The sequence below is a fragment of the Lentzea xinjiangensis genome (assembly GCF_900110955.1).
GTDB lineage: Bacteria > Actinomycetota > Actinomycetes > Mycobacteriales > Pseudonocardiaceae > Lentzea > Lentzea xinjiangensis.
This window is the reverse complement of record NZ_FOFR01000002.1, coordinates 1-18,387: the sequence shown is the minus strand read 5'-3', so window position 1 is coordinate 18,387 and position 18,387 is coordinate 1. Positions and strand designations below refer to the sequence as shown.

Genomic DNA, 18,387 nt, shown 5'->3' with positions numbered 1-18,387 from the left:
ACTGGCTGACCTCGGGAGTCGATGTGGTACCGGCGTGGAAGTGGAAGACCGCGGGCGCGGCCGCGACGGTCGTGCAGCTGGCCGGCGTGTTGTCGCTGCTGCGGGTGATCCTGCCCGAGGACGGCTGGTTCACCGACGTCGCGGACGGCATCGGGTACCTCACCGGCCTGCCGATCGACGGCAACCTCTTCATCGCGCTGGTGTTCTTCGTGCTGGGCGCCGCCCTGCGCAGGCACAAGCGGGCGGCGCTGTGGGCGCTGCTCGCGTTCCAGGCGGTCGGCCTGCTGCTCGTCGGTTCCATCATGGTCATCCTGGCCGTCTCGCCTGAAGATGTCCTGGAGACGGGCGAACAGCCGCACTGGGCGTTCCTCGGCGTCGGGGCCGCGACGTCGCTGCTGTTCGTGGTGCTGCTGTGGGTGGTGCGCGAGGCGTTCCCGGCCCGGCTGGCCCGCGGCGCGTGGCGGCAGGCGCTGGCGTCGTTCGTGCTCGGCATGGTCGCGCTGGTGCTCCTGGGCTGGGGCCTCACCGAGGTCTTCCCCGGCGCGCTGGCCCGGCAGACCGACAAGCTCGCGTGGGCGGCGAACCAGGCGACGGGTGAGGTCGTCCGGCTGGGCCGGCTGGACATCCCAGAGGGCCCGCCGTGGCTGAGCGTGGTCCTCGGGCTCGGCGGCACGCTCGTCGCGATCCGCGGCATGTACGTCTTCTTCCGCGGCGTCCGCACCCAGAGCATGATCACGCCGGACCAGGAGCTCGCCGTGCGCCGGCTGCTCGCGGCCGACGGCGAGCCCGACTCGCTGGGCTACTTCGCGACGCGGCGGGACAAGAGCGTGGTCATCGCGTCCTCGGGGAAGGCCGCGCTGACCTACCGGGTGATCGGCGGTGTGACGCTGGCCTCGGCGGACCCGATCGGTGACGAGGAGGCGTGGCCGGAGGCCGTGCTGGCGTGGCTGGCCGAGGCGCGCACCTACGGCTGGACGCCGGGGGTGCTGGGCGCGTCCGAACGCGGTGCGCGGGTCTACGCCGGCGCCGGGCTCAAGGCGCTCGAGATCGGCGACGAGGCGATCCTCGACGTCCGCGAGTTCAGCCTCGCCGGTCCGGAGCGCAAAGGCCTGCGCCAGGCCGTGTCGCGGGTCGAACGCGCCGGGTACACCGCGCGGGTCCGCCGGCACAGCGAGATCGCGCCGGACGAGATGTCGTCCATCCTGGACCGCGCGCAGGCGTGGCGCGGCGCCGAGACCGAACGCGGGTTCTCGATGGCGCTGGGGCGCCTGGGGGATCCGAGCGACGGCCGGTGCGTGATGGTCGAGGCCTACGACGCCTCGGGCGCCCTGCGCGGGCTGCTGTCGTTCGTGCCGTGGGGACGCCGTGGCGTGTCGCTCGACCTGATGCGGCGCGACCGCGCGGCGGAGAACGGGCTGAACGAGTACATGGTCGCCCAGCTCGCGGGTGCCGCCGGACACCTCGGCGTGCACCGGATCTCGTTGAACTTCGCGATGTTCCGCGCGGTGTTCGAGGAGGGCGAGAAGCTCGGCGCCGGCCCGGTGCTGCGGGCCTGGCGGCGGGTGCTCTCGCTCGCCTCGCGGTTCTTCCAGCTCGAGTCGCTGTACCGGTCGAACGCCAAGTACCTGCCGGACTGGGAGCCGCGGTTCCTCTGCTACCAGCGCTCGCGGTCGCTGCCTCGGGTCAGCGTCGCCGCCGGGGTCGCGGAGGGGTTCGTGCCGTCGCTGCGGTCGTTGCGCAAGCGGGCGCTGCAGGAGACCGGCGTGAGCTCCGAGTTCGCGCTGAAGGTCGCCGAGATCGACGCGATCAGGATCGAGCCGAAGCCGGTGCGGCGTCCCGAGCAGGTCCGCGTCCGGATCGCGAAGGTCGAACGGCTGGTGGCCAGGGGCGTCGACCCGTACCCGGTGGGCTTCGCGCGCACCGACCTCCTCGCGGCGGCCAGGGAGCGCTTCGGCGAGGAGGTCTCGGTCACCGGGCGCGTGGTGGCGCTGCGGGAGATGGGCAAGCTCTGCTTCGCGCGGATCCGCGACTTCAGCGGCGAGATCCAGCTCATGCTGTCGGTCGACGCGCTCGGCGGCGCCCTGGCGTCGTGGAAGTCGGACGTCGACCTGGGCGACCACGTCGGCGTGACCGGGCAGGTCGTCAAGTCCGACCACGGCGAGATCTCGGTGCTGGCGTCGTCGTGGACGATGACCGCGAAGTGCCTGCACCCGTTGCCGGACAAGCGGAAGGGCTTCACCGACCCGGAGGCCCGCGTCCGGCAGCGCTACCTCGACCTGGTCGTGAACCCCGACTCGGCGCACCTGCTCAAGCTGCGCAGCGACGTGATCCGCGGGGTGCGCGAGTTCCTCCACTCGCACTCCTACCTGGAGGTCGAGACGCCGATGCTGCAGGCGGTGCACGGCGGCGCGAACGCCCGGCCGTTCGTCACCCACATCAACGCCTACGACATGCGGATGTACCTGCGGATCGCGCCGGAGCTGTACCTGAAACGGCTCTGCGTCGCGGGCGTGGACCGGGTGTTCGAGCTGAACCGCAACTTCCGCAACGAGGGTGCGGACGCCACGCACAACCCCGAGTTCACGATGCTGGAGGCCTACCAGTCCTACGCGGACTACCGGGTCATGCTCGACCTCGTCCGCTCGCTGGTCCAGCACGCGGCCCGCACGGCGTTCGGCGAGGAGGTCGCCCTCCGCCAGGACGGGCCGTTCGACATCTCGGGGGAGTGGCCGGTGGTCCCGGTCTACACGGCCGTCTCCTCCGCTCTGGACGCCGCCGTCACGCCGGACACGTCCGTCGCGGAGCTGCGCTCGCTGCTCGGCTCCCGCGGCGTGGAGGTCAACGAGGACTGGGACCACGGCCGGCTGGTGCAGGAGGCCTACGACTCGTTCGTGGAGGCCTCCACGGTCGGGCCGACCTTCTACATCGACTTCCCGACCTCGGTCTCGCCGCTGACCCGGCAGCACCGCGCCGACCCGCGGCTCGCCGAGCGGTGGGACCTCGTGGCGTTCGGCGCGGAGATCGGCACCGCCTACTCGGAGCTGACCGACCCGCTGGAGCAGCGGCGCCGGCTGGAGGCGCAGTCGTTGAAGGCGGCCTCCGGCGACGTCGAGGCGATGGAGCTGGACGAGGACTTCCTGCGGGCGCTGGAGCACGGCATGCCGCCGACGGGCGGGCTCGGCATGGGCGTCGACCGGTTGCTGATGATGCTGACCGGCACGTCCATCCGGCAGACCGTGCTCTTCCCCTTCGTGCGGCCCCGGTGACTCAATGGTCCAGGTAGGCGAGCACGGCCTGGACGCGGCGGTCGCCCGAGCCGTCCTCGCTGTTGAGGCCGAGCTTCAGGAAGACGTTGCCGATGTGCTTGTGGACGGCTCCCGCGCTGATGACCAGTCGTTCGCCGATGGCGGCGTTGGACAGCCCTTCGGCCATCAGCCCGAGGACCTCGCGCTCACGCGGTGACAGCACGCTCAGCGCGTCGTCCGCCTTGCGCCGCACGAGCAGCTGAGACACGACCTCGGGGTCGAGCGCCGTTCCGCCCTCGGCGACCCGGTGCAGGGAGTCGAGGAAGTCCGCGACCTTGCCGACGCGCTCCTTGAGCAGGTAGCCCACACCGCCGCCCGTGCCGGCGAGCAGCTCGTGCGCGTAGCTCTGCTCGACCCACGCCGACAGCACCAGCACCGCGAGCTTCGGGTACCTCCTGCGCGCCTCGACGGCGGCCCGCAGGCCCTCGTCGGTGAACGTCGGCGGCATCCGCACGTCGACCACGGCGATGTCCGGCTCGTGCTCGGCCACGGCGGCGAGGAAGTCGTCCGGGTTGTCGGTCGCCGCGGCGACCTCGATGCCTTCGTTGCGCAACAACAACGCCAGCCCCTCGCGGAGCAACGCGTCGTCTTCGGCGATCACGATGCGCACGGTCACCTCCCCATCGGTAGCACGACGGTGAGCACGGTAGGCCCACCCTCGGGACTGCTCACATCCGCGGTGCCGTCCAGTGCCGCGACCCTGCCCCTGATGCCGTCCAACCCAGTCCCCTGCTTCTCGTCGGCGCCGCCCTTGCCGTCGTCGTGGACCACGACGACGAGCTGGTCGCCGTCGGTGCCCAGACTGACCCAGGCGTGCCTGGCGCCGCTGTGCTTGGCCACGTTCGTGAGCGCCTCGGCCACGGCGAAGTACGCGGCCGCCTCCACCGCGGCGGGAAGCCGTCCCAGGGGTTCGGCGTTGAGCACGCACGGCACCGGGCACCGCGCCGCGAGCGCCTGGATCGCGCCGTCGAGGCCGAGGTCGTCCAGCACCGGCGGGTGGATGCTCCGCACGACGTTGCGCAGCTCGTCGAGCGCCTCCCCGGCCGCGTCCTGCGCGCGGAGGAGCGCCTGCGCCGCGTTGCCGGGGTTCTGCTCCAGCGTCCGCTCCGCGATGCCCAGCATCATCACGACGCCGACCAGCTTGTTCTGCGTCCCGTCGTGCAGGTTGCGCTCGATGCGCCGCAGCTCGGCCCCGTGCGCCTGCAACGCCGCCGCCCGTGTGGCGACGACCTCGGCCAGCCGTTTCTCCAGCGAGGCCTTGGGCGGCGCCAGCAGCTTCCTCGTGAGCTGCGCGTCCACGGCCGCGAGCCGCGGCAGCCCGGTGAGCAGCAGCGCCAGCGCGATGCCGATCGGCACGCTCAGCAACGCCTTCGGCCACGAGTCGACGTGCACGCCGAACGAGTTCTCCATCCCGCCGGGGACCGCCCACCAGAGCAGCGCCGCCACCGGTTGCTGCACCAGCGCGCCGAAGACACCGATGGCCACCGCGCCGAACAGCGTGCCGGACACGGCGTGCGTGACCAGCCAGATCGCGTCGCGGCGGCTTTCGGGCTCGGAGAGCACCCGCTGCGCCCGGTGCAGCCAGGGGCCGTCGAGCGGCGTCGGCGACTGCAGGCGCACGCCGGTGTAGCGGGCGAGCCGCCACCGGTCGAAGTCCACGATGCGGCGCAGGTGGGGCGCGGTGACCGGCAGCAACGGCAGCACGACCACCGACAGCAGCATCACGCCGATCGCGAGCCACGACGCGATCGCCGTGAGCAGCCCGGTCGCCAGGTAGACGAGCGCCGCCCAGATCCGTTTCATGGGAGAAAAGTAGCCGCCGGGCCGCGGAACGCGCGGTAGAGCACACTCCACTCATGCAACTCCGCCCGAAGAAGCTGACCGGCTTGACTCGGCTGGCCTCCTACGTCATGGACACCCGTGGCGTCTTCACCGGCTACCGACCGGTGGACCGGCGGAAGTGGCTGGACGGAGGCACGCCCGCTCAGGTGGTCCAACGAGCCGTGGACTTCCAGCAGCGCTGGGGCGGGCTGGCCCTGCCGCCCGTGCCAGCCTACGACGGCGGCCCGGTGGTCCTCGGCGCGGGACACCCCGCGACCGCACCGAGCGGGGACTGGTACTTCGAAGCGGGCGCGGTGCACGTCGCGGTCCCCTTCGACTTCGTCGTCGAACCGGGCGGTGAGTTCGCGATCGCGACGCACGAGTGGACCGCCCTGCACACCACGGTGGAGGGATGGGTCGAGTCGGTCGCGCTCGCCCACTACGCATCCTGGGCGGCACGCCGGATCACCCAGCTGCGCGGCGCCGAGGTGGACGCACTCGACCTCGACGGCTTCGAACCCGTGCCCGCGGTCCGCGGAGCGGCGGACACCTGGTGGCGCGGACCGGACAGCGTGGTCGCGGTCTGGCGGGGCGAGGCGGATCTCCTCGGTGATCCCGGGCTGAGCGCAGCCCGCGTCCACGAAGGCGTCACCCTGGACGGCTGGGACCTCTGAGGCCCGGCACGGGAGCGGTCCGGACAGGACCGGTCGCCGGTCGTGTCCGGACGACCGGCCCTCGTCTCAGCCCTCGCGCCACCCGTTCGTGATCGGCAGCCGCCGGTCCCGCCCGAACGCCTTGTTCGAGATCTTCGTGCCCGGCGGGTACTGCCGCCGCTTGTACTCGGCCCTGTCGACCATCCGCAGCACCCGGTCCACGAGCTCAGGGGCGAAGCCGGCGGCGAGCAGGTCGTCGTACCCGCGGTCGCCCTCGACGTAGTCGTCGAGCAGGTCGTCGAGCAGCTCGTAGTCCGGCAGCGAGTCGGTGTCGACCTGGCCGGGCCGCAGCTCGGCCGACGGCGGCTTCGAGATCGAGTTCTCCGGGATCGGCGGCACCTCGCCGCGCTTCTCCGCCTCGGCGTTGCGCCACCGGGCGAGGTCCCAGACCAGGGTCTTCAGCACGTCCTTGATCGGGGCGTAGCCGCCGACCGCGTCGCCGTAGATCGTCGAGTAGCCGACGGCCAGCTCGGACTTGTTGCCCGTGGCCAGCACCAGGTGGCCGTGCTGGTTCGACAGCGCCATCAGCAGCATGCCGCGGCACCGGGCCTGGATGTTCTCCTCGGCCAGGCCGGTCAGCGAGAGCTGTCCCACGTACGTGGCCACCATGTCGCCGATCGGCTCGGTGGTGAAGTGCATCCCGGTCCGCGCGGCCATGTCGGAGGCGTCCGAACGCGAGTGTTCGGACGAGTACGAGGACGGCATCGAGACGCCGTAGACCGAGTCGGCACCGAGTGCGTCCACGGCCAGAGCCGCGACCACGGCCGAGTCGATGCCACCGGACAGACCGAGCACAACGGACCGGAAGCCGTTCTTGTGCACGTAGTCACGCAGGCCCGTGACGAGGGCGTGCCACACCTCCGCCTCATCGGACAGTGGCTCGAACACGCGCGGAGCGGGCAGCGGCTCGTAAGGGGGCAGGGCGTCCGACAGGAACACGCGGCGCACGTAGAAGTCGCCGATCTGGCCCTGCTCGTGGGAGGCGCCACCCGGCAGGTCGAAGTCCACCAGCATCAGGTGTTCGACGAACTGCGGCGCGCGGCCGATGAGCTGGCCGTCGGCGCCCACCACCAGCGAGTCGCCGTCGAACACCAGCTCGTCCTGGCCGCCGACCATGTTGCAGTAGGCGAGCGGCGCACCGGCCTCGGCGGCGCGGCGGACCACCAGCGGCAGCCGCTGGTCGTCCTTCTTGCGCTCGTAGGGCGAGGCGTTGGGCGAGACCACCAGGTCCACACCGGCGTCACCGAGAGCGGTGATCGGGCCGCCGTCCTGCCACAGGTCCTCGCAGATCACCATGCCGACCTCGACACCGCCGATCCGCACGATGTCCAGCGAGGAGCCCGGCTTGAAGTACCGGCGTTCGTCGAACACGCCGTAGTTGGGCAGGTGGTGCTTGCTCTGCCGGGCCACGACCCGTCCGCCGTGCAGCACGGCCACGGCGTTGCGGGGACCGGCGGAGTCGTGCTCCAGGTAGCCCACGAACGCCGCGATGTCACCGAGCCCGGCGGCCTCCAGCGACCCGGCCAGCGCCTCCAGGGCCTCCGCGGACGCCCGCCCGAACGACGTGCGGATCGCCAGGTCCTCGACCGGGTAGCCGGTCAGCACCATCTCGGGGAAAACGACCAGGTGCGCACCGCCCTCACGGGCCTTGCGCGTCCATTCCACGACCAGCGACGCGTTGCCCGCGAGGTCGCCGACAGTGGCGTTGACCTGGGCGAGCGCGATCCGGAGCTGCGGCATGCCCTCATCATCTCCCATACCATCGAGTCGTGGTCCGTCTCTTGAGCGTGTTGCTCGTCATTCCGCTGCTCGCGTCCTGCACCTCGATCATCGAGGGGACGGCCGAACCCGGCGTGTCCCTCGAGAAGCCCGGTCCCGCCGGGACTGTCCCCGCGGGCCTGGAGCAGTTCTACGGCCAGCAGCTCGCCTGGCAGGACTGCGCGCCGTTCGCCACGACCGGGTCGAGCCGGCAGGCGTACGCCAGCAAGCGCGACGTCGAGTGCACCCGGCTGCAGGTGCCGCTCGACTACACCAAGCCCACCGGCGACACGATCACCATCGGCGTGCTCCGGCACAGGGCCACGGGGCAGAAGATCGGCTCGTTGCTGGTCAACCCCGGCGGTCCCGGCGCCTCCGGCATGGCGGCGGCCGCGGGGATGCTCGCCGACTACCGCAAGACCGAGCTCGCGGCCCGGTTCGACCTCGTCGGGTTCGACCCGCGGGGCATCGGCGCGAGCGAACCGGCGGTCAGGTGCCTCACCGGACCGGAGCGCGACGCGGAGCGGCTGGACCTCGACGTCGACACCTCGCCCCAGGGACTCGCCCAAACGGAGCAGGAGAACAAGGCGTACGCCGAGAAGTGTGCCGCCGGGACAAAATTCGGGGCGGCAATGCTCGCCAACTTGGGCACGCGGGACGTAGTTAAGGACATGGATGTCCTCCGCTCTGCGCTCGGCGACGCGAAGCTGAGCTACGTCGGGTACTCGTACGGCACCCGCATAGGCACCGAGTACGCCGAGACCTTCCCCCAGAACGTGCGCGCGCTCGTCCTCGACGGAGCCGTCGACCCGACCCAGGACCAGCTCGCGTCGCTGGTCGCCCAGGCCGCCGGCTTCCAGAAGGCCTTCACCGAGTTCGTCAAGTGGTGCCGCGAGAAGGGCGACTGCCCGCTCGGCGACGACGCGAACACGAGCTTCCGCCAGCTCACGACACCCCTGATCCAGCAACCGGTCACCGTCGGCGACCGCAAGCTCTCCTACAACGACGCCATCACGGCCACCATCCAGGCGCTGTACTCGGAGCAACTGTGGCCGTTGCTGCTCAACGGCCTGAACGAGCTGAAGAACGGCAAGGGCCGTGTGCTGCTGACCCTCGCCGACGCCTACTTCGACCGTGACGACCAGGGCAACTACGCGACGATCACGGACGCGTTCAACGCCGTGCACTGCGTTGACGACCAACGGCTGACAGACAAGAACGCGCTGTTGGAGACCGCGAAGCAGTACAAGGCCGCTGCGCCGTTCCTCGACGACGGCAACCCGCCCGGTGCCGTGCTCGACTCCTGCGCTTTCTGGCCCGCCCCGGTGTCCGCCCGCACCGGCCCGCCCAAGGCCGACGGGATCCCGCCGCTGCTGGTCATCTCCACGACCGGTGACCCGGCCACGCCCTACGAGGCGGGCGTGAACCTGGCCAAGGCGCTCAACTCGCGGCTGCTCACGTTCGAGGGCGTGCAGCACACGGTCTTCCTGCAGGGCGAGAAGTGCGTGGACACCGCCGGCGTGAAGTACCTGATCGACCAGACCTTGCCCGCCGACGGAACCCGGTGCGCCTAATGACGAAGAGGCGATCCCGAGTCACCGCGGCCCTGTTCGCCTTGATCGTCGTGCTCGGCACGTCCACGTCCTACGCGCGCATCGACGGCACGCCCGTCGCTGCGCGCAAGGGTGTTGAGCGCTTCTACGCGCAAACGTTGTCGTGGGGCAGATGCCAGCCCTACGCGACCGATGCGAAGAGCAAGAACCTGTTCGAGCGCGAGGGCATCCAGTGCGCGCGCCTGCAGGTTCCGCTCGACTACGAGAAGCCGGACATCGGGACGATCACGGTCGGGCTCCTCCGCAGGCCCGCCACCGAGCAGGGGCGCCGGGTCGGCTCGCTGGTGCTGAACCCGGGTGGTCCCGGTGGTTCGGGCATGGCGCACGTCGCGAACATGCAGCCGAACAACCCGGTCAGCAAGCGGTTCGACGTGGTCGGCTTCGACCCGCGCGGTGTCGGGGCGAGCCAGCCCCGCGTGCAGTGCCTGACCGACGCCGAACGCGACGCGCAGCGGCTGCGCCCCAAGGGCGAGACCGCGAACGCCGTGGAGACCGAGAACAGGTTCTTCGTCGAGAAGTGCGCCGAACGCAGCGGCATCGACCTGCTGCGCAACGTCGGCACACGGGACGTCGTGCGGGACGTCGACGTGCTGCGCGCCGCGCTGGGGGAGAAGAAGCTGAGCTACCTCGGCTACTCCTACGGCACGCGCATCGGCACGTTGTACGCCGAGATGTTCCCTCGCAACGTGCGCGCGATGGTGCTCGACGGCGCAGTGGACGTCGACGGCGACAAGGTGGCCGCGTCAGCACGTCAGGCGCAGGGCTTCGAGGAGTCGTTCCAGCGGTTCGCGACCTGGTGCGCCCAGCGCGACTGTCCCATCGGCACGGACACGGCCGCCGCGGAGACCAAGTTCCGGCAGATGATCGAGCCGCTCAAGAAGACCCCGGTGCAGGTCGGCGACCGCAAGCTGTCCCACTCGGACGCGAACACCGCGATCATCCAGGCGATGTACACCGACCGGCTGTGGGAGACCGCGCTCAAGGGGCTGCAGGAGCTGCGCCAGAACAAGGGCACCACGCTGCTGCAACTCGCCGACCAGTACCTCGGCCGCGCCGCGGACGGCACCTACAGCCGCATCCAGGACGCGTTCGTGGCGATCCGCTGCGTCGACGAACCACCGGTCAAGGACCGCGCCACCCTGGAGTCCAACCGTCGGAGGCTGTTGGAAATCCTGGGCAACGACACGGTCCCCGGCGACGAGACCGCGCTCGGCCCGTGCGCGTTCTGGCCGGCGCCGCACACGTCGGAGCCGCACCCGCCGAACGTGACCGGGCTGCCGCAGGTGCTGGTGATCTCGACGACCGGCGACCCGGCCACGCCGTACCAGTCCGGCGTGGACCTCGCGGCGGCACTGGGCGCGCGTTTGCTGACGTACAACGGAAACCAGCACACGGCGTTCCTGGCCGGCATCGGCTGTGTGGACGGTGTGGGCACGAACTACCTGGTGGACCTGAGACTGCCGGAGGTGGACTCGGTCTGCTGACGCCGAGCCGGCAGCAGGAGGGAGCCCAGCGCTCCGAGCGCGCAGATCACCGCCGTGATCAGGAAGATCTCGTGGTACTCGGTGAGCAGCGCCTCGGTGAGCCCGCGCTGGTAGGCGGCCATCTGCCGGTCGAACTCGGCCTTGTCGACGCCGAACGGCAGCGGCGTGTTCAGGCCTGCCGTGAGCTCGCGGAAGCGGTGGAGTCCCCACGCGGACAACGCCGCCACGCCGACGAGCATGCCCGTCATGCGCGCGACGACGACGAACGCCGACGCCACACCGTGCCGCACGGCGGGCACGACGCGCAGCACGGCACCGGACAACGGCGCGATGACCAGTCCCAGCCCGAATCCGGCGATGGCCAGGTCACGCGTGAGCACCCAGCCGCTGACATCCGCCGGCCATTGAGCGATGAACACGTACGACACCGAGGCGATCGCAAGCCCGCCGAACGTCACCCAGCGGTCTCCGGCGCGTGCGGCCAGGAACCCGCCCAGCACGGCACCGATCGGCAACGCGACCAGGAACCTCGTGAGCAGGGTCGCCGCGGCCGCGGAGTCCCGGCGCAACACCGTCTGCGCGAACAGCTCCACGTCCACGAGCGTCACCATCAGCGCCGCACCGGCGGCGAGCGACACCCCGAGCACCGCCCAGAACGGCCGCCAGCGCACGCCTTCGGGGTCGATCAGCTTCACGGCGGCCCGGCGTTCCCACGCGAAGAACGCCACGAGAACCGCGAAAGCGGCGGCCAGGACCGGCCAGCCCCACGACGGCAGCACGGACTCGGCGGGCTTCGGGTTGTAAAGCGCCGCCACCAGCAGCGACAACGCCAACGCGAGCAACACCCCACCCACGACGTCGACGCGCACTTCACGCCGTGTGTTGGGCACGGTCCGTTGCACGATCACCATCGCGATCACCGCCAACGGGACGTTCACCCAGAATACCCACCGCCAGCTCTGCGGCTCCCACGCCTCGAACAACGGCAACGCGTTGAACAACGTCGCCACGCCGATGCCGTACAGCGTGCCGAGGACGGAGCCCAGCTCCTGTGCGGCACCGACCGTCCCGAGCGCGGTGGACCGCCGGTGCTCCTCCCACAGGTCGGCGACCAGCGCCATCGTCACCGGCAGCAACGCGCCGCCGGCCAGGCCCTGCACCACGCGTCCCAGCACGAGCACCGGCACGTCGGCGGCCAGGGCCGTGACCACCGAGCCCACCAGGAAGCCGAGCAGCGACACCTGGAGCACGAACCGCCGCCCCAGCCGGTCCGAGAGCTGCCCGAGCAGCGGCATGCCGGCCACGTACCCGAGCAGGTACCCGGTGACGATCGGCGTCGCCTGCTCGAGCTGGTTCACCGCGATGCCGAGATCGCGCACCATGTCCGTGAGGACGCCGACGACGACGTACGCGTCGAGCGCCCCCAGCAGCACCGCCGCGCCGGACGCGGCGAGAGCGACTTTCCGCATCGGTCGCGGGCCGCGCTACGCCGGCGCCGTGACCGTGACGGGCTTGTCGAGGTCGGTCAGCCCGATGTCGACCTTCTGCCCGCCGGGCAGCTCGAACAGCGCGCTCTTGAGCTTGTCGTCCCCGCCGATCGAGAACGTCGACTTCACGTCCGCGGAGATGCCCGGCACCAGCCCGGCCGCCACGTCCCCCGGCACCGTCGCCTCGACCACCGACACGTCGCCCGAGGACTTGGTCCTGGCGTCCTTCGCGCTGGCCAGGACCTTCGCCACGCCCTTGTCGGGGTTCAGGATCGCCGACGGGTCGTAGACCTGGCCCGCGAACGCCGCCGGCAGCGTGGTGTACCCGCCGGTCGGGCCCTTGAAGTGCAGGTTCCCGCCGGTCAGCACGTACTCGACGGACAGCAGCTGCCCGCCGAAGGTGACCTTCGCGGTGCCCTTCGACTCACCCGTGGCCGTGAGGTCGCCGTCGGCGTCCTTCACCGGCACGTCCGGCAGCTCGCCATCGACCTTGATGGTGAAGTGAACGGTCTTGACCGAGCGCATCGACTCGGCCGACTTGGAGAGCAAAGTCGCACCATCGGGGAGATCTCCCCCGGACGTGCAGCTCGTGAGCAGGGCGAGTGCGCAAACCGACAACCAACGGGCGGACATGCGTTGATCGTAGAGAGTCCGGAGCCCTTAAGCTGCGCCCTATGGACCGCCAGCAGGAGTTCGTGCTCCGCACCCTCGAGGAACGCGACATCCGGTTCGTCCGGCTCTGGTTCACCGACGTCCTGGGCTTCTTGAAGTCCGTGGCGGTCGCCCCGGCCGAGCTCGAAGGCGCCTTCAGCGAGGGCATCGGGTTCGACGGCTCAGCGATCGAGGGCTTCGCCCGCGTCTACGAGTCGGACATGGTCGCGAAGCCGGACCCCGCCACCTTCCAGGTGCTGCCCTGGCAGACGCCGGAGGGCACGAACTACTCCGCGCGCATGTTCTGCGACATCACCATGCCGGACGGCTCCCCGTCGTGGGCCGACCCGCGCCACGTGCTGCGCCGCACGCTGTCGAGGGCGAGCGAGGCGGGGTTCACCTGCTACGTCCACCCCGAGATCGAGTTCTTCCTGCTCAAGGACCTGCCGGCGGACGGCAGCGAGCCGGTCCCCGCGGACAACGGCGGGTTCTTCGACCAGACCTCGCACGAGACCGCCACGCACTTCCGCCGCCACGCCATCGAGGCGCTGGAGGCGATGGGCATCTCCGTCGAGTTCAGCCACCACGAGGGCGCGCCCGGCCAGCAGGAGATCGACCTGCGCTACGCCGACGCTCTGACCATGGCCGACAACGTCATGACGTTCCGGTACGTGGTGAAGGAGGTCGCGATCACGCAGGGCGTGCGCGCCTCGTTCATGCCCAAGCCGTTCTCGGACCAGCCCGGCTCCGGCATGCACACGCACTTCTCGCTGTTCGAGGGCGACCGCAACGCCTTCTACGACGAAGAAGACCCGTTCCAGCTCTCCGACATCGGCAAGCAGTTCGTCGCGGGCATCCTCAAGCACGCGCGCGAGATCTCCGGCGTCACGAACCAGTGGGTCAACTCGTACAAGCGGCTGATCGTCGGCGGTGAGGCGCCCACGGCCGTGTGCTGGGGTCACGCGAACCGCTCCGCGCTGGTCCGCGTGCCGATGTACTCACCCGGCAAGTCGTCGTCGCGCCGCGTCGAGGTCCGGTCGCTGGACTCCGCCTGCAACCCCTACCTCGCCTACTCGGTGATCCTGGCCGCCGGCCTGCGGGGCATCGAGAAGGGCTACGAGCTGCCGCCGCCCGCCGAGGACGACGTGTGGTCGCTGACGGACCGGGAGAGGCGCGCCGCCGGCTACGCGAACCTGCCGCAGAACCTCGGCGAGGCGCTCACCGAGATGGAGAACTCGGAGCTGCTCCCCGAGGCGCTGGGCGAGCACGTCTACGACTTCTTCCTGCGCAACAAGCGGACGGAGTGGGACGCGTACCGCCGAAGCGTCACCCCGTACGAGTTGCGCACACTTCTTCCGGTGCTGTGAGGCCGATACGTTGCTCTCCGTGACAGAGGTACCCGAGTTCCAGCCGGCGATCTGCGCGTGCACGGTCGCCACGGCGGCGGAGCTGCCCGCGGTCAAGGTCCTGTCCGGCTCGTTCCTCGCGGAACACCCCGAGGGCCGGTTCGTCGCGCTGGTCGTCGACGCGCACTCGGAGCACGCCGGACCGGGGCTCATCACGCCGGCGGAGATCGGCGTGCCCGAGGACGAGCTGCACGTGCTCGCGACGTCGCTGGACGCCGACGGGCTGAAGGCCGCGATGCTGCCGCGGCTGCTGGAGGCCCTGCTGTCGCAGGGCATGCCCGTGCTGTACCTCGACCCGTGGGTGCAGGTGTTCGGCTCGCTCACGAAGCTCGTGCTGGAGGCGCTGCGCACCGCGCCGGTCGTGCTGCTGCCGCGCACGTTGCGGCCGTTGCCGTCCGACGGGCTGCAACCGGGACCGGCCGAGCTGCACGAGCTGGGCGCGTTCGACCCCGGGTTCATCGCGGTCGCGAAGGGCGCCGAGCCCTACCTGGACTCCCTGGCCATGCCGGCGATCGTGCCGCATCACGTCGTGCGTGACGCACGGCTCGGGTTGTCCGTCTGGAACGCGGCGGACCGGCCGTTGCACCGCACCGAGTCCGGGACGCTCGCCGTCGTCGGCCAAGACCTGCTGACGGTGCACTTCCGCGGGTTCGACCCGCGCCGGCCGTGGCTGCTGTCCGCCGACTTCGCGGAACGGCCGCGCGTGCTGCTGTCGGAGCACCCGGAGATCGCCGAACTGTGCAGCGCCTACCGCGCCGAGCTGGTGCGCAGCGGGTGGACCGCGGCACCGGTGCCGTACCGGTTCGACGCGCTCATCGACGGCACGCTGATCCCGTCCGAGCTGCGCGCCGACTACCGCGCCTGCGAGCCGACTCCACCGCCGGCGTTCGGCGAGGACGGTGGTGGCGGGTTCCTCATCTGGGCGTGCGAGCCGACCGAGAACGGCGGCACGCGCTGGGCCGATGCCGTGTGGCGGGCCGATGCGTCGTTGCAGCAGCAGTTCCCCGCGCCGTTCGGCGCGGATGCCGACGCCTGGCGTGAGTGGTGTGCCGGTGTCGGCGTCGCGTCGGGGCGGCTGCCCGCGCCGGCCGTGCCGCAGCCCCGTTCGGAAGAGCCCGCGCTGCTCGACCAGCTCGGTGTGTCCATCGTGGGGTCGGGCCGGCTGTCGGAGCTGATGCTCGCCGCCGCGCGCGCGTCCGGGCTGCCGGTGTCGACGTCCGCCGGTTATCCCGTGGTCGTGCGCACATCTCCGGCTGATGAGGTGCCTTCCGGCCGGTTCGTCGTCGAGGTCGCGTTGGACGCCTCCGCTGCGGACGACCGCGCGGGCGTGAACGAGCTCTGGCTGTCCTCTGACGTGTCACGTGCCGCCGCGGAACGCATCGGCGGACCCATCGTGCGCGTGGTGCCCGTGCCGGTGCACGACGCCGGTCCGCGTGAGCACGAGTCTGGTGACGTGGTGGTGTTCGCGGCCATCGCCGACCACGCGCTGGATCGTCCCGGCAACGTGCTGGGCGCGGTGTCGGCGTTCTTGAGCGCGTTCCCCGACCGCGCGGACGTCGAGCTGAAGATCGCGGTGTCCGGTGCGTTCGAGCACCCGGAGGCCGCCGAGCGGCTGCGCCTCGCGACAGCCCCCGACCAGCGGATCTCGTTGGTCGAGGACGACGACGTGTGCCTGACCGCCGATGCCGTGGTGTCGCTGCACCGCGGCGGCGCCGACGACCGGATCGCGCTGCGCCTGGCCGAGCTGGCCGTGCGAGGCGTGCCCATCGTGGCCTCCGACCACGGCGCCGTGGCCGAGCTGTTCGGCAAGACGGCTGTCCTCGTGCCGTGCCACCAAGGCGCCGAACCCGATGTGCAGGCCGCTTCGCGGTTGCTGCGCTCGTTGGCCGATGACCTGCCCACGGCCGCTGCGCTGGGTGCCGCCGCCCGCGAGCACGTGCTGTCGGTGCGGTCGGTCTCCCGGGTCGGCGAGGTCCTCCGCGAACGCGTCGAGCACGCGTACCGGGGATGGCGGGCGCGCCGGCCGAAGCCCAAGCCCGAGGTCGACCCGATGCTCGCGTTGCAGTCGGCCAAGCACGCCCTGCTGCGGCAGCCGAACATAGACACCGCCCACCGGACGCCGATGGCACCCGCGTTGCGCAAGATCGTGCTGCGGGCGCTCGACCACTACGACAACCACATGCGCCAGGTGCTGCACACCCTGATCGACGGGGTCGAGCGCACGGTGTCCGAGCTGGTCAACCGGCAGGACGCGCTGAAGGCCGGCGTCGGCGCCGGTGAGCTGGAGCTGCTGCGGGCCGAGGTCGAGCAGGTCGCCCAGCGGCAGGCGCACTTCGGCGACCAGCTCGTCGGCGTCGACGACGGCGTCGTGCGCGTGCGCGCGGACATGGCCGGTCAGGGCCGGCGCCTGCGCGACATCGAGGACGCGGTCGTCGCGGAGGCGGCCAAGCGCGCGAAGACGACCGACGTGCTGGCCGAGCGGATCGACAAGCTCACGATGGCGCTGGACCGGACGCTGGACCGGATCGACACCCTGGAGTCCAAGGTCGTCGAGGTGTTCCGCGAACGCGACTCGCGCCTGGACGCCGCCATCCGTGCGGCCAACCACGCACAACAGACCGCGGACGCGTTGCGTCGCGTGGTGGTGCGTCAGCACGAGGTGTCGGACAACGCTCCCGAGGTGCGTTCCTCGTTGGTGCTGTGCGACGCGGGCATGATGCGGCTGCCCTCCGACGACGCGTTCATGCTTCCGCTGTTGTCGTCCAACGGCGTGTGGGAACCGGACCTGGCGGAGCTGCTCGACTCGGTGCTGGAGCCGGACGGGATCTTCCTCGACATCGGCGCGTACGTCGGCTACCACTCGCTGCGGGTGTTGTCGCGGATCGGGCTGATGGGCGCGGTCGTCGCCGTCGAGCCGGACGCCTCGGCAGCCGCCTTGCTCAGGCACAACGTCTCGGCGAACCTGCCCGCCGCGGTGGCCGGCCGCCTGACCGTGATCGAGGGCGCGGCCTGGGAGAGCTCGGGGGAGCTGGCGGTGTCCCCGACACTCACCGGAGGCGTGTCGGTGTCGCCGCTGCCCGCGGACGCCGGGGACGACGTGGCTCGGGTGCGCTCCGTGCGCCTGGACAAGGAGCTCGAAGAGATCCCCCTGGTGCAGGGCATGAAGCTGTCCGTCGTGCGGGTCGACACCCCCGGACGAGGACATCGCGCGCTGGCCGGCCTCGTCCGGCTGCTGCGCCGCGACCGGCCCCACGTGTTCCTCGAGTTCTCCGCGACCTCGACGGCCGACTTCGGTGACGATCCGGTGACGGTCCTGAAGGAGTTCGGCGTCTGGGGGTACGACCTGGTGCCCCTGGCCACCCGGCAGGCGGCCGCACCGGAGCAGATCGTGAAGGCGATGGAGGGTCTGCGTTCCATCTCCCTGTGGCTGCGACCGCGTCCGATCGGCGCCAAGCCGGCTGCCCCCAGCCCGTCGGTGCCGATCAAGCAGCCCGCTGACCAGGCGATTTGACTTCGACGCTCCCGGTGAGTAACTTACTTCGAGTCGCCAGCGAGACCCCCAGAACGAGCGGTTGACACCGCTGAACGGGCCGGGTAAAGTATCGCGGCGTCAAACCCCCAGAAGTGAATGAACGGCCTACCGTGCTGTCCGGGATCCGATAAAGACCCCGATTTGACACCGGAAAAGCCTCTCAGATAACTTCTGAACCAAGCCAAAAACTGAATGCGAAGCGAGTTTGCGCCGAGCCGAAGACGCCGAAACGGCCGATTTGACAAGCGAAAAACGAACGAGCTAAGCTTTCAACACAAGCCCCGAGTGAAACTCTCCGGAAACGGAGATTGGATCCGGTGAGCGCGTGTTCTTTGAGAACTCAACAGCGTGCCGAAACACAGCCAGTAATATGAATACCCCTCGTCGGGGTATTCCTTTGAGTAGATAGACCAGATTGCCAGACATATTCCGTCTGGAGCGATCACACAATCCTTATTGGAGAGTTTGATCCTGGCTCAGGACGAACGCTGGCGGCGTGCTTAACACATGCAAGTCGAGCGGTAAGGCCCTTCGGGGTACACGAGCGGCGAACGGGTGAGTAACACGTGGGTAACCTGCCCTGTACTCTGGGATAAGCCCGGGAAACTGGGTCTAAT

The 18,387-nt window shown here is 70.5% G+C and carries 11 protein-coding genes and 1 rRNA gene; 7 read left to right on the top strand and 5 right to left on the bottom strand.

The genetic code is table 11. The annotated features are described in order from the left end of the window. The first annotated feature begins 23 nt into the window (after window positions 1-23). Window positions 24-3,266, top strand: coding sequence for a bifunctional lysylphosphatidylglycerol synthetase/lysine--tRNA ligase LysX (gene lysX / locus BMW88_RS05380; protein ID WP_089949499.1), 3,243 nt, complete (start codon window positions 24-26; stop codon window positions 3,264-3,266). 1 nt (window position 3,267) lies between these two features. On the opposite strand, the gene BMW88_RS05375 is transcribed toward lysX, so the two are convergent. Further along, window positions 3,268-3,915 (bottom strand): response regulator, encoded by a 648-nt coding sequence (locus tag BMW88_RS05375; protein ID WP_089950195.1) that lies wholly within the window; start codon window positions 3,913-3,915, stop codon window positions 3,268-3,270. 2 nt (window positions 3,916-3,917) lie between these two features. Then, a complete protein-coding gene (locus BMW88_RS05370) occupies window positions 3,918-5,108 on the bottom strand; it encodes a sensor histidine kinase (RefSeq protein ID WP_089949498.1) in 1,191 nt (396 codons plus the stop codon). A 53-nt stretch (window positions 5,109-5,161) separates the two neighbouring features. On the opposite strand from BMW88_RS05370, the gene BMW88_RS05365 reads away from it, so the two are divergent. Further along, complete coding sequence (locus tag BMW88_RS05365) at window positions 5,162-5,800, top strand: hypothetical protein (RefSeq protein WP_089949497.1); 639 nt, start codon at window positions 5,162-5,164, stop codon at window positions 5,798-5,800. A 66-nt stretch (window positions 5,801-5,866) separates the two neighbouring features. On the opposite strand, the gene BMW88_RS05360 is transcribed toward BMW88_RS05365, so the two are convergent. After that, window positions 5,867-7,579 carry an NAD+ synthase gene (locus BMW88_RS05360; RefSeq protein ID WP_089949496.1) on the bottom strand — a complete coding sequence of 571 codons (1,713 nt, stop codon included), beginning with the start codon at window positions 7,577-7,579 and terminating at the stop codon, window positions 5,867-5,869. Window positions 7,580-7,608: 29 nt separating this feature from the next. On the opposite strand from BMW88_RS05360, the gene BMW88_RS05355 reads away from it, so the two are divergent. Next, window positions 7,609-9,171 (top strand): alpha/beta hydrolase, encoded by a 1,563-nt coding sequence (locus BMW88_RS05355; RefSeq protein WP_089949495.1) that lies wholly within the window; start codon window positions 7,609-7,611, stop codon window positions 9,169-9,171. Continuing rightward, window positions 9,171-10,694, top strand: a complete 1,524-nt coding sequence (locus tag BMW88_RS05350) for an alpha/beta fold hydrolase (RefSeq protein WP_089949494.1) — start codon at window positions 9,171-9,173, stop codon at window positions 10,692-10,694. Before BMW88_RS05355 ends, BMW88_RS05350 begins: the two co-directional genes overlap by 1 nt. Here the strand turns inward: BMW88_RS05350 and BMW88_RS05345 are convergent. Next, complete coding sequence (locus BMW88_RS05345) at window positions 10,649-12,163, bottom strand: MFS transporter (protein WP_089949493.1); 1,515 nt, start codon at window positions 12,161-12,163, stop codon at window positions 10,649-10,651. The genes BMW88_RS05350 and BMW88_RS05345 overlap by 46 nt on opposite strands. Window positions 12,164-12,178: 15 nt before the next feature. Beyond that, entirely contained in the window at window positions 12,179-12,814 is a 636-nt protein-coding gene (locus tag BMW88_RS05340) for an LppX_LprAFG lipoprotein (protein ID WP_089949492.1), read from the bottom strand. Window positions 12,815-12,855: 41 nt separating this feature from the next. Here BMW88_RS05340 and glnA point away from each other — a divergent pair, with 41 nt between their 5' ends. The 3 genes from glnA to BMW88_RS05325 form a co-directional block, all read left to right on the top strand. Beyond that, window positions 12,856-14,199, top strand: a complete 1,344-nt coding sequence (gene glnA / locus BMW88_RS05335) for a type I glutamate--ammonia ligase (RefSeq protein WP_089949491.1) — start codon at window positions 12,856-12,858, stop codon at window positions 14,197-14,199. 19 nt (window positions 14,200-14,218) lie between these two features. Beyond that, a complete protein-coding gene (locus tag BMW88_RS05330) occupies window positions 14,219-17,749 on the top strand; it encodes an FkbM family methyltransferase (RefSeq protein ID WP_143115973.1) in 3,531 nt (1,176 codons plus the stop codon). Window positions 17,750-18,223: 474 nt separating this feature from the next. Then, window positions 18,224-18,387, top strand: a 16S ribosomal RNA gene (locus tag BMW88_RS05325); the annotation flags it as partial.